Origin of the sequence: Nonomuraea rhodomycinica (assembly GCF_013363995.1) — a bacterium.
Classification (GTDB): domain Bacteria; phylum Actinomycetota; class Actinomycetes; order Streptosporangiales; family Streptosporangiaceae; genus Nonomuraea; species Nonomuraea rhodomycinica.
This window is the reverse complement of sequence record NZ_JABWGO010000001.1, coordinates 1,279,755-1,292,991: the sequence shown is the minus strand read 5'-3', so window position 1 is coordinate 1,292,991 and position 13,237 is coordinate 1,279,755. Positions and strand designations below refer to the sequence as shown.

Genomic DNA, 13,237 nt, shown 5'->3' with positions numbered 1-13,237 from the left:
CCCCGGCTCAGCGCAGCAGCGACGCCATCCAGGACTCGACGTCGTCCGCCCGGCGCGGCAGAGCGTCCGACATCAGGCGGGCGCCGTCCGCCGTGATCACCAGGTCGTCCTCGATGCGGACGCCCAGGCCGCGGAACTCCTCCGGCAGCGTGAGGTCGTCCGGCTGGAGGTACAGGCCCGGCTCGACGGTCAGCACCTGACCCTCCTCCAGCACCCCGTCCAGGTACGTCTCGGCCCGCGCCCGCGCGCAGTCGTGGACGTCCAGGCCCAGCATGTGGCCGCTGCTGCACAGCGTGTACCGCCGGTACAGCCCGGACTCCATGAGCGCGTCCACCGGGTCCTTCAGCAGCCCCCAGTCGCGCAGCCCCTCGGAGATGACGCGCATGGCCGCCAGGTGGAAGTCGCGGAAGCGGGCGCCCGGCCGGAGCGCCGCGATGGCGGCCTGCTGCGCCTCGTACACCAGGTCGTACACCTGCCGCTGGACCGTGCCGAAGCGGCCCGACAGCGGCAGCGTGCGCGTGACGTCGGCCGTGTACAGCGTGTCGGTCTCGACGCCCGCGTCGAGCAGCAGCAGGTCGCCGTCGCGCAGCCGCCCGTCGTTGCGGATCCAGTGGAGCACGCAGGCGTGGGCGCCGGAGGCCACGATGCTCTCGTAGCCCACCGCGTTGCCCTCCAGCCGCGAGCGCAACCCGAACACGCCCTCCAGGTACCGCTCGCCGCGCGGGTGGCCGAGCGCCGCCGGCAGGGCGCGCACCACGTCCTCGAAGCCGCGCGCCGTGGCGTCCACGGCCGCCTGCAGCTCGCCGACCTCCCACTCGTCCTTGACCAGCCGCATCTCGGCCAGGAACGACTCCAGCTCCGCGTCGCCCCCGCCGGACGGCACCAGCGCGTCGACGCGGGCGTCCACGCCGCGCAGCACCCGGGCCGGCCCCTTGAGGTCGAGGTCGCGGATGTGCGCGCACTCCATCTGGTACAGCGCCGACGCCTCCGCGAGGTCGGGCCGCCGTCCCACCCAGAACTCGCCGTAGCGCCGGTCGCGGTAGAACTCCTCGCCCTCCTCGCGCGGCGAGCGCGGCCGGAGGTACAGCGTGGCCTCGCCGGACGGCTCCACGACGAGCACGTCGTCCGGCTCGCCCGCGCCCGTCAGGTACGCGTACGCGCTGTGCGGCCGGAACCGGTGATCGCAGTCGTTGCTGCGCGTCCTGAGCGTCCCGGACGGCACGACCAGCCGCTCGCCCGGGAAGCGGGCCGCCAGCGCGGCGCGGCGCTTGGCCGCCCACGGCGCCACCGGCAGCGGCTCGACGCCGGCGCGCCGGGTGTCGGCCCACCCCGTGCGCATGAACGCGGCCAGCGCCTCGGTGACGGGCAGGTCGTGGCTTCCGGTGTTGAGCTGTTCGGTCATGGGTGAGGGTCCTGACGGCTGGTGCGGGCGGCCCTTCCCGGGCCTCGGTACGCAGGCAGCCTACGGGAACCCTTGACGGTGTCCCCACCGGGTTGCTTGCCTGGTAGACACCCGGCCGGACGGTTGGCAGCGGCGCCCGGCGGGTACCTGAGAGCCGAGGTGGTGCACATGCTCGTCAAGACGATCCTGCGCAACAAGGGCAGCCAGGTGACGACCGTGCCCCCTGAGGCGACGGTCCGCGAGCTCCTGGGGGCGCTGGCCGAGCACAACATCGGCGCCGTGGTGGTCTCCTCCGACGGCGCCACGATCACCGGGATCGTGTCCGAACGCGACATCGTGCGTCACCTGCACGACCGCGGCGCCGCCATCCTGGACCTGCCCGTCTCGTCGATCATGACGTCGGAGGTGCGGACCGTCGGCATGACCGACAACGTCGACGAGCTGCGCAAGACGATGACGACCCACCGCTTCCGGCACGCGCCGGTCCTGGACGAGGGACGGCTCGCGGGCATCGTGAGCATCGGCGACGTGGTCAAGAGCGCGATCGAGGAGCTGGAGACGGAGAAGGCGTCGCTGGTCGACTACCTTCACCGGTGACCGCCCGCCCGGCCGTTGACACGGGTGGGACGCTTGTCCGGTGATGTACGGACCTGACCGCCCGCCGGACTATCCGCGGGCCTCCAGCAGCCCTGTCGTCATCCTGCTGGTGTCGGGGCTGACCGGTCTGGTGGGGTTCCTCATCGGGTTCGTCGCGGGGTTCGGCGCGACGGAGACGGCCGCCGAGCCGCTGCCGCGCATGACGATGCGGATGGATCCGCCCGCCGAGCCGGCGACACCCCCGGCCACGGCCCCGGCGGGGGACGCGGCGCCGTCCATCGGCGCGCCGCCCGGCGGGGGGCCGTCCACCGGCGGGCCGTCCACCGGCGGGCCGCCTGTCGCGCAGTCGCCCGGAGCGCAGCCGCCTTTCGTGGCGTTGCCCTCCGGCCCGTCGACCGCCTTGTCCCCGTCAGGGGCGCCTCTGACCACTGGAGCGCCCGCCGCGCCGACCCCGTCCGGCCCCGTCGTGACCGCGCTCGCCGAGGGCCCCGCGGGCGCGCGCCGCACGCTCCTGGTCGGCGTGGACATCCAGCCGGGCACCTACCGGACCTCCGGCCCCGTCGAGGGCCAGCCCATGTGCTACTGGGCGCGCCTGCGGGGCACCGCGGCGCGGGCCGCCGACGTCATCGCGGCCGACATGCCGCGCGGCCCGGCCACCGTCGTCATCGCCCCGACGGACAAGGCGTTCCAGACCTACGGCTGCACCGGGTGGACCCGCGCCTGAGGCGAACCCGCCGCGCCGCGGCTGCTCGACCCGGGGCGGGGCGGCGTAGGAGGATGCACCCAGGCGACCCCGAGGAGGACGACATGCCGGTGCTGCGGAGTCTCATCGAGAGCGTGCGCGACGGGCGGATCGAGGTGATCGACCTCACCGCGCCCCTGTCCGAGGAGACGCCGATCCTCCGGCTGCCGGAGCCGTTCGGCAACACCATCCCGTTCCGGCTGGAGGAGATCAGCCGCTACGACGACCGCGGCCCCGGCTGGTACTGGAACGACATCCACACCGGCGAGCACACCGGCACACACTTCGACGCGCCGATCCACTGGGCCACGGCCCGCGACGGCGAGGACGTCTCCCAGGTGCCGCCCCGCAGCCTGCTCGCCCCCGCCGTCGTCCTCGACTTCTCCGCCGAGGCGGGCAAGGACCCCGACTTCCTGCTCCAGATCGCCCACGTCAAGGAGTGGGAACGGGCCAACGGCCCGCTGCCCGAGGGCGGCTGGCTGCTCTACCGCACCGGCTGGGACGCCCGCTCGGGCGAGCAGGCCGCGTTCCTCAACGCCGACGAGACCGGCCCCCACACGCCGGGCGTCTCGGTGGAGTGCGCGCGCTGGCTCGCCGAGCAGACCCCGATCCTGGGGATCGGCGTCGAGACCGTCGGCACCGACGCGGGCGCCGCCCACTCCTTCGACCCGGCGTTCCCCTGCCACTCGTTCCTGCTGGGCGCCGGCAAGTACGGGCTGACCCAGCTGCGCAACCTCGACCGGCTGCCGGTGACCGGCGCCGTGGTGATCGCGCCGCCGCTGCCCATCGTCGGCGGCTCCGGCAGCCCCGTCCGCGTCCTCGCCCTCGTCGAACACGAGACCGGGCTGTCCGGATGATCGTCGCCGAGGCGGTCGGGCGGACGCTCGCCACACTCGGCGCCGAGGCCGTCTTCGGCGTCGTCGGAAGCGGCAACTTCCACGTCACCAACGCCCTCGTGGCGCACGGCGCGCGCTTCGTCGCCACGCGGCACGAGGGCGGCGCGGCGACGGCGGCCGACGCCTACGCCCGTACCAGCGGCAAGGTCGGGATCGTGTCGGTCCACCAGGGGCCGGGCCTGACCAACGCGATGACGGGCGTCGCCGAGGCCGCCAAGAGCCGCACCCCGCTGGTCGTGCTCGCGGGCGAGGCCACCGACGCCCGCTCCAACTTCCACATCGACCAGGACGCCCTCGCGCGGGCCGTCGGCGCGGTGCCGCTGCGCGTCTCCGCCGGCGCGGACGCGGTCGAGCAGACGGTCACCGCCTTCCGGACCGCCTGGGACGAGCGGCGCACCGTCCTGCTCAACCTGCCGCTCGCCGCGCAGGCCGACGCCGTGCCGTGGCGGGGACCGCTGGGCGAGTTCCTGGACCAGATCGTCGCCGCCGGCCGGGCCGCGGTCGCGGCGCCGCACCCCGCGCACACCGTGCCCGACCCCCGCGACGTCGCGGAGCTGGCCGGGCTGCTCGCCACGGCGCGGCGGCCCGTGTTCGTCGCCGGGCGCGGCGCCCGGCACGCCCGCCGCGAGCTGGAGGAGCTGGCCGGCCTCACCGGCGCCCTGCTCGCCACCTCCGCGGTCGCGCGCGGCCTGTTCCGGGGCGATCCGTGGGACCTGGACGTCAGCGGCGGGTTCGCCACGCCCGTCGCCGCCGAGCTGATCCGCGGCGCCGACCTCCTCGTCGGCTGGGGCTGCGCCCTGAACATGTGGACCACCCGCCACGGCGCGCTCATCGGGCCGGACACGACGCTCGTCCAGGTCGACCTCGACGACGCCGCGATCGGCCTGCACCGCACCGTACGGCTGGGCGTCATCGGCGACACGGCGGCCACGGCCCGCGCGGTGATCGCCGCCGTCACCGCCGACGGGGCCCGGGAGCCCGACGGCGAGCGCGGCTACCGCTCGCCCGGGACGGCCGCGCGCATCGCGGCCGAGGGCCGCTGGCGCGCCGTGCCGTACACCGACGCGAGCGGCGGCGGCCGCATCGACCCCCGCACGCTCACCATCGCCCTGGACGACCTGCTGCCCGCCGAGCGCACCGTGGCCGTCGACTCGGGCAACTTCATGGGCTATCCGTCGATGTTCCTGGACGTGCCCGACGAGCGGGGCTTCTGCTTCACCCAGGCGTTCCAGTCGGTCGGGCTGGGGCTCGCCACCGCCGTCGGCGCGGCCGTCGCGCGGCCCGACCGGCTGACGGTCGCCGCCCTGGGCGACGGCGGGGCGTTCATGGGCGCGTCCGAGCTGGAGACCGTCGTGCGGCTCGGGCTGCGGATGGTGGTCGTGGTGTACGACGACGAGGCGTACGGGGCGGAGGTCCACCACTTCGGTCCGCACGGGCACCCGCTCGGGCTGGTGACGTTCCCGCCGGCCGACCTGGCGGCGATCGGGCGGGGGTACGGGTTCGACGCGGTCACCGTGACGGCGCCGGGCGACCTGGCGGGCGTCTCGGAATGGCTGGAGGGGGCTCGCGAGCGGCCTCTGCTGGTGCACGCCCTGGTGACCCGGGACCGGGCGTCGTGGTGGCTGGAGGAGGCGTTCAGGGGGCACTGAGGCGAGTCGCGGGCGGCTGCGGCCAGGTGCGGGAAGCCGACGTCAGCTTCCCGCAGCTCGCTCACGTCAGCTTTCTGAAACCGCGGGCCTCCTCGGCCGCCTCCAGGACCGCCTCCAGCGGGAGGTCCGCGCTCGCGGCCACCGCCGCGGCGATCGCCCCCTCCACGAACGGCACGTCGGCCAGCACGACCCGGCCCGGCTCCTCCACCAGGCGGGCCGTCAGCACCGAGCTGCCCAGGTCGGCGATCAGCACCAGGCCGTCGCCCTGGTCGGCGGCGCGCATCGCCCGCTCCACGAGGTCCACGCTGGTGCCCAGGCCGCCGTCCTCGGTGCCCCCGGCCGCCGTCACGGGAACCGTCTCCCCGGCGATGCCCCGCGCCAGCGCGGCCGTCTCCTCCGCCAGCCCGGCGCTGTGCGCCACCAGCACCACCCCGACCATCAGCCGGCCGCCGTCCGTGAGGCGGCGGTGGTCAGGGCGGCCACGATCAGCGCCGACGACGCCGCGCCCGGGTCCTCGTGCCCCACGCTGCGCTCGCCCAGGTAGCTCGCCCGTCCCCGCCGCGCCGTCATCGGCACCGTCGCCCGCGCCCCGTCCGCCGCGGCCCGGGCCGCCCGCGCCAGCGCCTCGCCGGTCCCCAGGCCGTCCCGTACGGTCTGGGCCAGCGCGCGGGCCGCGGGGGCCAGCGCGTCGATCATCGTCTTGTCGCCCGCGGCGGCCTTGCCCAGCCGCTCCACCGCCACGACACCCGCCCCGAACGCCTCGGCGAACGCCGCCGGCGTCACCGCCGTGCCCGGCGCCTCGCCGCTGTCCAAGGCCTTGCCCATCTGCCGGAACGCCGAGCCGTACAGGGGGCCGGATGCGCCGCCCACGCGGCGGATCAGCGTCGCGCCCGCCGCCATGAGCGCCTGCGCGGGTGAGGCCGGCGGCGTCTCCCGCAACGCCCGCAGGACCTCGGAGAAGCCGCGGTCGAGGTTCGTGCCGTGATCGGCGTCGCCGATGGCGGCGTCCAGCTCGGTCAGCCGGTCCCGCTGCCGGGCGATCTCACCGGCCGCCTCCTCCAGCCAGGCCACGAAGAACGCGGTGTCCAGCCCGCCGCCGCCCCCGGCCACCGTCTCCGCGCCCATCGGGCCGTCCGCTCCCGAGCCCATCGGGCCGTCCGCTCCAGCGCCCATCGCGTCGTCCGCTCCTGTGCCCATCGCGTCGTCCGATGCCGCGTTCATCATCGACCCCAGCGCAGCGCCGGAGTCTCGACCGGCGCGTCCCACAGCCGCGTCAGCTCGTCGTCCAGCCGGCACACCGTCACCGAGAAGCCCTGCATGTCCAGACTCGTGACGTAGTTGCCGACCAGCGAGCGCGCCACCCGCGCCCCCTTGCCCCGCGCGTACGCCTCCACCTCGGCGAAGACCACGTACAGCTCCAGCAGCGGCGTGCCGCCCATGCCGTTCACCATGACCAGCAGGTCACCCTCCAGCGGCAGGTCGCCGTGGATGGCGTCCATGGCCACCGCGGCCAGCTCCCTGGCCGGGGCGAACGGCGCCCGGGTGCGGCCCGGCTCGCCGTGGATGCCGATGCCCAGCTCCACCTCGCCCGCCGGCAGGTCGAACGTCGGCCTTCCGGCCGCGGGCGTCGTGCAAGAGGTCAGCGCGATGCCGAACGACCGGCTGCGCCGCCCCGTCTCCTCCGCCACGCGCGCCACCTCGGCCAGCGGCGCGCCCTCCTCGGCCAGCGCCCCCGCGATCTTCTCGACGAACACCGTCGCCCCCGTGCCGCGCCGTCCCGCCGTGTACAGCGAGTCCTGGACGGCCACGTCGTCCTCGACCAGCACGCTCGCCACCGTGACGTCGTCGCACAGCTCGGCGGCCATCTCGAAGTTCAGCACGTCACCGGTGTAGTTCTTCACGACGTGCAGCACACCGGCGCCGCCGTCGACCGCCCGGGTCGCCTCCATGACCTGGTCGGGCACGGGGGAGGTGAACACCTCGCCCGGGCAGGCCGCGTCCAGCATGCCGTACCCGACGAAACCGGCGTGCAGCGGTTCGTGGCCCGAACCGCCGCCGGAGACCAGCCCGACCTTGCCCGGGCGCGGCCCCTCGGCGCGGAGCACCACGCGGTCGCGCACCCGCAGTCCCGGATGCGCCGCGGCCATGCCGGTCAAGGCGTCGTCGACCAGCGACTCGGCGGCGTTGATGAGCTTCTTCATGGTCTCGACTTCTGCCCGTTTTCAGCCCGTCGCAAGCGTCGTAGCGTGGTGTGGCGTGGAGCCTCCCAGCCTCGCCTACGATCCGTACGACCCGGACGTGAACGCCGACCCGTTCCCGGTCTACGCGCGGCTGCGCGCCGAGTCGCCGCTGTACCACAACCCGGAGCGCGGCTTCTGGGCGCTGTCCCGCCACGCCGACGTCTCCGCCGCGCTGGCCGACAGCGCCCGGTACTCCAGCGACCACGGTCCCATGCTCGACCGGGGCGCGTGGGGACCGGGGGCGCGTGCCTACCTGTCGTTCGTGGCCATGGACCCGCCCGACCACACCCGTATGCGGGCGATCGTCGCGCGCGGCTTCACGGCCCGCCGCGTCGCCGCCCTCGAACCGATGATCCGCGACATCGCCCGGGGGCACGTCGCGCGGGCTGTCGAGAAGGGCTCCTTCGACTTCGCGCAGGAGCTGTCGGCCCGGATCCCGCTCGACGTGATCTCCGAGCTGATGGGCGTGCCGCCGTCCGACCGGGCCGGCGTACGCCGCCACTCGGCGCCGCTGACCGGCCGCTCCGAGGACGGTGCACGGCTCACCGCCCGCTCCGGGGACGGAGCTCGGGGGCCGGGGGCGATGACGGAGGAGGCCGTGCGCGACCTGCTCTCCCTGGGCGGCTATTACGCCTCGATCGTGGCCGAGCGCCGGGCCGCGCCGCGCGACGACCTCGTCTCCGTGCTCGTCGCCGACGGCGGGCTGAGCGACGAGGAGATCGTGGCGTTCCTGACCCGCGACACCTCCAGGGCGATCAGCTTCGGCGCGGGCCGCCACCACTGCCTCGGCGCGCCGCTGGCCCGGCTGGAGGCGCGGGTCACGCTGGAGGAGCTCGTCCGGGCCGTGGATCCGGACTACGACGTGGACCCCGGCGGCATCGCCCGCACCGCCCACGCCAACGTCCAGGGGATGGTGCGGCTGCCCACCAGGGTGAAACCTAGGCTACCTTCGGCACATGGCTGAGATCGTGTACCCGCCGGTGATCGCCGCCGCGCGGACCCTCTTTCGCGTGCTCGACTACCGCTTCCACCTCGAGGGGACCGAGCACGTGCCACGGACCGGCGGAGCGGTGCTGGTGAGCAACCACATCAGCTACCTCGACTTCATCTTCGCGGGGTTCGCCGCGCTGCCGTCCAAGCGGCTGGTGCGCTTCATGGCCAAGCAGGACGTGTTCGAGCACCGGATCTCGGGGCCGCTCATGCGCGGCATGCACCACATCCCGGTCGACCGGGGCGCCGGGGCCGGTTCGTACGCGACGGCGCTGCGCAAGCTCAAGGCGGGCGAGGTGGTGGGCGTCTTCGCCGAGGCGACGATCAGCCGGTCGTTCACGGTGAAGGAGATCAAGAACGGGGCCATCCGCATGGCCCAGGCGACCAACGTGCCGCTCATCCCGGTGGCGCTGTGGGGCAGCCAGCGCCTGTGGACCAAGGGCCGGCCCAAGGCGCTGACGCAGCGGCACGTGCCCATCACGATCATCGTGGGGGAGCCGATGCACCCCAAGCGCGGCGAGGACGTCAACGCCCACACGGCCGACCTGCACGGCCGGCTCACGGCCCTGGTGGACCGGGCGCAGCGCACGTACCCGGAGATCCCGCAGGGCGTGTGGTGGCAGCCGGCGCACCTGGGCGGCACGGCGCCGACGCCGGAGGAGGCCGCCGCGATGGACGCCGCCGAGGCCGAGGCCCGCGCGAAGAAGGAGGCCTAGCGCACGCCCCGGCCGATTCAGGGGGCTGGGTTCGGGCGTGTTCAGGCGTGTTCAGGCGTAGAGGTACCAGCGATCGTTCTCGTAGGAGCAGCGGAAGGACGTCCACCAGCCCCACTGGATGCCCAGGTTGCCGCCGTTGTAGCAGTCTGACTGCAGGTAGTAGACGTACCGGATGCTCTCGGCCTGCGCCGGCGCGGCCGTCATGGACAGGAGCACGCCGGTGGCCACGGCGGCGGAGACGAGTAGGGCCCGTACCTTGCGCATCCGATTCCTCCCAGGGGCATCGCACGAGGGACGCGCCGCGGATGTCCGCGGACCGGCTCACGGGGTGGCGAGCGGTGATCGCACTATCGCACCCGCCACCCGCGCGCGACAGGCGCGCGACCCTCCGGGGGAGTGGGGCCGGTCCTGACCAGGGCCGACGGGGGGACGGCGGTGGCGGGGCGTGAAACGTTCATCGCACGATCACGATCGGGGGCCGGTGAGGCTCGCGACGTGCGAACCGTGGGAACCATGCGAACCGTGCGCGTCGGCCGGGGGCCGACCGACGTCCGGGCCGCTCGACGATACGCATCGACCGGCGCGCTCGACGGCCGGACCGCGGCAAGGTCCGCATCGGCCGGCGCCCGGTCTGGGACGCCGTCTATGAACACCGGTCTGGGAACGCTCGCCCGCCTGGATATGTCTGGATCTGCCCGGATCCGCCTGGGGCAGCCTAGATCGCGGCCTGGTAGCTGCTGGCGCGCATGCCCGCCAGCAGGCCCGCCGTCTGCTCCGGAGTGAAGCGGCGTACCGGGTCTGGATGCAGCAGCCCCTCGATGAGCGGCCGCAGGACTCCGGCGCGGCGGGGCGGCGGGTAACCGCCGCTGCGGGCCATGCCGAGCACGGTGGCCGCGTCCTGCCCCGGGTACGGCGGCTGCCCCTCCACCGCGCTGTACAGCGTCGCGCCGAACGACCACATGTCGGCCTCCTTGCTGGCCGGCCCGCCGTGCAGCCGCTCGGGCGCCATGAACGCGGGAGTGCCCCGCAGCCGGCGTGAGGTCGTCATCCGGATGTCGCCCTCCGCGGTGGCGATGCCGAAGTCGGTCAGCACCACGCGGTCGCCCGTCAGCATGACGTTCGCCGGCTTCACGTCACGGTGCAGCACGCCCGCCTGGTGGGCGGTGCGTAACGCGGCGAGCAGGTGCTGGCCGATCGCGGCCACGGACTGGGCGGGCAGCGTGCCGACCTGCGAGAGCAGCTGGTGGAGGGAGAGCCCGTCGAGGTACTCCATCACGATCCAGAGCTTGCCGCCCTCTTCGATGAGGTCGTGAACGGTGATGATGTTCGGGTGTGTGAGGCGGGCGGCCATCCTGGCCTCCCGGAGGACACGCCGGCGGACCATCTCGGCCTCGCCGGTCAGCGTCAGCTCCTTGAGCGCGACCTCACGATGGAGCAGCTGGTCGAATGCCCGCCAGACGACTCCCATACCGCCACGACCGGCCTCCTCGGTCAGGAGGTACCGTCCGCCGATCTCCCGCATGCCATCCCCTCGTTGCCCGAGGTAATCATGTCATCTCGCCACCGGTCATAGTGTGCCTAAACAGACGCGGATGTGCGGCGAACTGAATGATCGCTGGTCAACGGCATGGAAATTGGGCCGCGTGCGACACGCCACACCAGCCCCACGGCGGCCAGGGCGACGCCCGCGGCCCCCAGGAAGACCGCCGGCAGCCCGGCGATCTCGCCCAGCACGCCGCCGAGCGCGGCCCCCACGGGCATCCCGCCCATCCCGACCAACCGGTACGCGGAGTTCACCCGGCCCAGCAGCGTGGACGGGATGACCCGCTGGCGGATGGAGACCACGAGCACGTTCCCCGCGCCGCCGGCGACTCCCCACAGGACAGCAGTCGGGTAGAGCACCCACGCGACGGGCACCAGCACGGGCACCAGATAGAGCAGGGCGGACACCAGCCACGCGACGAGCAGGGTCCGGCCCTCACCGAGCATCCCGGTCAGCCGCTCGGCCACCAGCGACCCGGCCACGGAGCCCACGGCCAGCGCGGACATCATGAGGCCGTAGCCCTCGGGGGCGAGCCCCACCCGGGATCCCGGGCCGACGAGCCAGAGGACGAGGACACCGAAGTAGGCGGCGCTGGCGGTGTTGAGCATGCCGGCGGAGATCGCCAGGGTGCGCAGGAACCGGTGCGCCCAGAGGTAGCGCAGCGCCTCCCGGATGTCCCGCCCGAGGCCACCGGCGCGCGCGGGCTGCGCGCTCTTTCCGGTGCGTTCTCGAGCGCCTCCCCAAGTGTCTTCGGGCGTACCTTCGCGAGAACCTTCCTCGGTACCTTCGTGAGAACCTTCCTCGGTGCCTTCGCGAGAACTTTCCTTGGCGCCTTCCTGCGCACCCGCCTGAGCGCCTTCTCGCGCACCCTGCGAGGTGCCTTCACGGACGTCATCCTGGGCACCCTCCTGGGCACCTTCACGTACACCTTCCCGGGCGCTCTCGATGCTTTCGAGGGCGCCTTCCCGGGCGTAGTCCTCGGTGCTTTCGCGGGCGCCTTCCCTAGGGACGTCCTCAGCGCCTTCCCGGGCGAGTTGCGGAGCGCCGCCCGCGGCACCGTTCTCCGCGCTTTCCTCGGTGCTTGCCCGGGGCCTCGTCGGGCGCGGGGCGTAGTCCCCACGCATGCCGAGCAGCAACACCCCCGCCGCCCCGTACAGCAGCGCGGGCGCGCCCAGTACGGCGACCGGCAGCAGCGTGACCAGGAAGCCCGCCAGCGGCGACCCGAGGAACTCGTTCCCGATCATCTGGGCGCTCACCACGCGGCCGTTGGCGGCCGTGAGCCGGTTCGCCGGCACCGTCATGGGGAGCACCGACTGGGCGGAGGTGTCCGCGAAGACCTCCGACACCCCCGAGATCAGCAGGATCGTCAGCATCCCCCAGAGGTCCAGCGCCCCGGACAGGGCCAGTACCCCGCCCAGCACCAGCACCCCGGCACGGGCGGCGTTGGCGAGCACCATGATCCGCCGCCGGTCCGTGCGGTCGGCGATCGCCCCGGCGTGCAGGGCGAACAGTAACCACGGCAACGTGACCGCGGCTCCCACCAGCGAGACCTGCGTCGGCGATCGGGTCATCGAGACGGCCAGCAGCGGCGCGCCGACCTTCAGCACGCCGTCCGCCACGTTCGACAACGCCGTGGACGACCACAGGAACGTGAACGCGCGCCCGAGACTCGGCATGGTTCGCTCCGATAGTGTGTAAGGGAAAGTGTGCATAGATTTCTTTGCAAAGATAGGTGTGCACAGTGATGCGAAGCAAGAGCTATTCCGCGCGGACCCTCGACGCCAAGGCGCTGAAGTCGTTCGCCCATCCGTTGCGCCTGTGCCTGTACGAGCTGCTCGACGAGCACGGCCCCTCGACGGCGACCCGCCTGGCCGTGCTGCTGGGACAGAACACCGGCGCCACCAGCTACCACCTCAGGGAGCTGGCCAGGCACGGCATGATCGAGACGGCGCCGGAACTGGGCAAGGGCAAGGAGAAGTACTGGCGCATCGTGCCGGGCGGCTTCACGTACGGGGAGCCGTCACGGGACGACCCGGAGGCGGCGAGCGCGTTCTCGTTCCTGCTCGACGACCTGATCCGGCAGCGCGGCGCCGAGCTGGCGCGCTGGCGCGCGGAGGCCACGACGGCGCCCGAGGAATGGGTCCAGGCCAGCGGCTTCGGCCGCCGATCGCTCCGGCTCACGCCGCAGGAGGCGGAGGACATGAGGGACGAGGTCCTGGAGGTGCTGGACAGGTACCGCGTGATGGCGGATCAGAGGCAGGAACGCTCCGGGGGGAGGCCGGATCCGACGCTTGGCCACGTGGTGGTGCACTTCGACACGTTCCCGGTGGGGCTGTCCGATGCCGCGGACGACGACGTGGTGGTGGAGGAAGGCGCTGAAGGACCGGGAGGTTCGGACGAGGGCGCTTGATGGAGAGGGACTCCGTCATGGCACGCGTCGCGGCTCGTGGGCGGGTTCTGGG

14 protein-coding genes are annotated in these 13,237 nt (G+C 73.6%); 7 read left to right on the top strand and 7 right to left on the bottom strand.

Going from position 1 to position 13,237, the window contains the following annotated elements:
* Window positions 1–7: 7 nt before the first annotated feature.
* Window positions 8–1,402 (bottom strand): aminopeptidase P family protein, encoded by a 1,395-nt coding sequence (locus HT134_RS06015; RefSeq protein ID WP_175599190.1) that lies wholly within the window; start codon window positions 1,400–1,402, stop codon window positions 8–10.
* A gap of 168 nt (window positions 1,403–1,570) precedes the next feature.
* On the opposite strand from HT134_RS06015, the gene HT134_RS06010 reads away from it, so the two are divergent.
* Genes HT134_RS06010 through HT134_RS05995 form a run of 4 tightly spaced genes read left to right on the top strand, consistent with a single transcriptional unit; the run spans window position 1,571 to window position 5,286 of the window.
* Complete coding sequence (locus HT134_RS06010; protein ID WP_175599189.1) at window positions 1,571–1,999, top strand: CBS domain-containing protein; 429 nt, start codon at window positions 1,571–1,573, stop codon at window positions 1,997–1,999.
* A gap of 40 nt (window positions 2,000–2,039) precedes the next feature.
* Window positions 2,040–2,723, top strand: a complete 684-nt coding sequence (locus HT134_RS06005; RefSeq protein WP_175599188.1) for an Rv1352/Rv1906c domain-containing protein — start codon at window positions 2,040–2,042, stop codon at window positions 2,721–2,723.
* A 53-nt stretch (window positions 2,724–2,776) separates the two neighbouring features.
* On the top strand, window positions 2,777–3,598 hold the full coding sequence (locus tag HT134_RS06000) for a cyclase family protein (protein WP_246363551.1): 822 nt from the start codon (window positions 2,777–2,779) through the stop codon (window positions 3,596–3,598).
* Window positions 3,595–5,286 (top strand): thiamine pyrophosphate-binding protein, encoded by a 1,692-nt coding sequence (locus HT134_RS05995; RefSeq protein WP_175599187.1) that lies wholly within the window; start codon window positions 3,595–3,597, stop codon window positions 5,284–5,286. The genes HT134_RS06000 and HT134_RS05995 overlap by 4 nt, the downstream gene beginning before the upstream one ends.
* Window positions 5,287–5,347: 61 nt before the next feature.
* On the opposite strand, the gene HT134_RS05990 is transcribed toward HT134_RS05995, so the two are convergent.
* From HT134_RS05990 to dhaK, 3 genes are read right to left on the bottom strand one after another with little or no spacing between them, the layout of a single operon-like run.
* On the bottom strand, window positions 5,348–5,725 hold the full coding sequence (locus tag HT134_RS05990; protein WP_175599186.1) for a PTS-dependent dihydroxyacetone kinase phosphotransferase subunit DhaM: 378 nt from the start codon (window positions 5,723–5,725) through the stop codon (window positions 5,348–5,350).
* Window positions 5,725–6,510 carry a dihydroxyacetone kinase subunit DhaL gene (gene dhaL / locus HT134_RS05985; protein WP_246363550.1) on the bottom strand — a complete coding sequence of 262 codons (786 nt, stop codon included), beginning with the start codon at window positions 6,508–6,510 and terminating at the stop codon, window positions 5,725–5,727. Before dhaL ends, HT134_RS05990 begins: the two co-directional genes overlap by 1 nt.
* Window positions 6,507–7,487: a dihydroxyacetone kinase subunit DhaK gene (gene dhaK / locus HT134_RS05980; RefSeq protein WP_175599185.1), complete on the bottom strand. Its 981-nt coding sequence runs from the start codon at window positions 7,485–7,487 to the stop codon at window positions 6,507–6,509. The genes dhaL and dhaK overlap by 4 nt, the downstream gene beginning before the upstream one ends.
* Window positions 7,488–7,542: 55 nt before the next feature.
* Here dhaK and HT134_RS05975 point away from each other — a divergent pair, with 55 nt between their 5' ends.
* Together HT134_RS05975 and HT134_RS05970 are read left to right on the top strand one after the other, a co-directional pair.
* Complete coding sequence (locus HT134_RS05975; protein ID WP_175599184.1) at window positions 7,543–8,490, top strand: cytochrome P450 family protein; 948 nt, start codon at window positions 7,543–7,545, stop codon at window positions 8,488–8,490.
* Window positions 8,483–9,232: a lysophospholipid acyltransferase family protein gene (locus HT134_RS05970; protein ID WP_175599183.1), complete on the top strand. Its 750-nt coding sequence runs from the start codon at window positions 8,483–8,485 to the stop codon at window positions 9,230–9,232. The genes HT134_RS05975 and HT134_RS05970 overlap by 8 nt, the downstream gene beginning before the upstream one ends.
* A 51-nt stretch (window positions 9,233–9,283) precedes the next feature.
* On the opposite strand, the gene HT134_RS05965 is transcribed toward HT134_RS05970, so the two are convergent.
* The 3 genes from HT134_RS05965 to HT134_RS05955 all read right to left on the bottom strand — a co-directional run bounded on the left by HT134_RS05965 (window position 9,284) and on the right by HT134_RS05955 (window position 12,451).
* On the bottom strand, window positions 9,284–9,496 hold the full coding sequence (locus HT134_RS05965) for a hypothetical protein (RefSeq protein WP_175599182.1): 213 nt from the start codon (window positions 9,494–9,496) through the stop codon (window positions 9,284–9,286).
* Between the two features lie 451 nt (window positions 9,497–9,947).
* On the bottom strand, window positions 9,948–10,754 hold the full coding sequence (locus HT134_RS05960; protein WP_175599181.1) for a serine/threonine-protein kinase: 807 nt from the start codon (window positions 10,752–10,754) through the stop codon (window positions 9,948–9,950).
* 56 nt (window positions 10,755–10,810) lie between these two features.
* The gene (locus HT134_RS05955) at window positions 10,811–12,451 is read right to left on the bottom strand and encodes an MFS transporter (RefSeq protein WP_246363549.1); all 1,641 of its coding nucleotides are present in this window, start codon (window positions 12,449–12,451) and stop codon (window positions 10,811–10,813) included.
* A gap of 68 nt (window positions 12,452–12,519) precedes the next feature.
* On the opposite strand from HT134_RS05955, the gene HT134_RS05945 reads away from it, so the two are divergent.
* Window positions 12,520–13,185 carry an ArsR/SmtB family transcription factor gene (locus HT134_RS05945; protein WP_246364176.1) on the top strand — a complete coding sequence of 222 codons (666 nt, stop codon included), beginning with the start codon at window positions 12,520–12,522 and terminating at the stop codon, window positions 13,183–13,185.
* Window positions 13,186–13,237: the final 52 nt, after the last annotated feature.

Coding starts and splice junctions, on each gene's coding strand:
- HT134_RS06015 (WP_175599190.1), bottom strand. CDS start 1,402: ATGACCGAACAGCTCAACACCGGAAGCCACGACCTGCCCGTCACCGAG.
- HT134_RS06010 (WP_175599189.1), top strand. CDS start 1,571: ATGCTCGTCAAGACGATCCTGCGCAACAAGGGCAGCCAGGTGACGACC.
- HT134_RS06000 (WP_246363551.1), top strand. CDS start 2,777: ATGCACCCAGGCGACCCCGAGGAGGACGACATGCCGGTGCTGCGGAGT.
- HT134_RS05995 (WP_175599187.1), top strand. CDS start 3,595: ATGATCGTCGCCGAGGCGGTCGGGCGGACGCTCGCCACACTCGGCGCC.
- HT134_RS05990 (WP_175599186.1), bottom strand. CDS start 5,725: ATGGTCGGGGTGGTGCTGGTGGCGCACAGCGCCGGGCTGGCGGAGGAG.
- dhaL (WP_246363550.1), bottom strand. CDS start 6,510: ATGATGAACGCGGCATCGGACGACGCGATGGGCACAGGAGCGGACGAC.
- dhaK (WP_175599185.1), bottom strand. CDS start 7,487: ATGAAGAAGCTCATCAACGCCGCCGAGTCGCTGGTCGACGACGCCTTG.
- HT134_RS05970 (WP_175599183.1), top strand. CDS start 8,483: ATGGCTGAGATCGTGTACCCGCCGGTGATCGCCGCCGCGCGGACCCTC.
- HT134_RS05965 (WP_175599182.1), bottom strand. CDS start 9,496: ATGCGCAAGGTACGGGCCCTACTCGTCTCCGCCGCCGTGGCCACCGGC.
- HT134_RS05960 (WP_175599181.1), bottom strand. CDS start 10,754: ATGCGGGAGATCGGCGGACGGTACCTCCTGACCGAGGAGGCCGGTCGT.
- HT134_RS05955 (WP_246363549.1), bottom strand. CDS start 12,451: ATGCCGAGTCTCGGGCGCGCGTTCACGTTCCTGTGGTCGTCCACGGCG.
- HT134_RS05945 (WP_246364176.1), top strand. CDS start 12,520: ATGCGAAGCAAGAGCTATTCCGCGCGGACCCTCGACGCCAAGGCGCTG.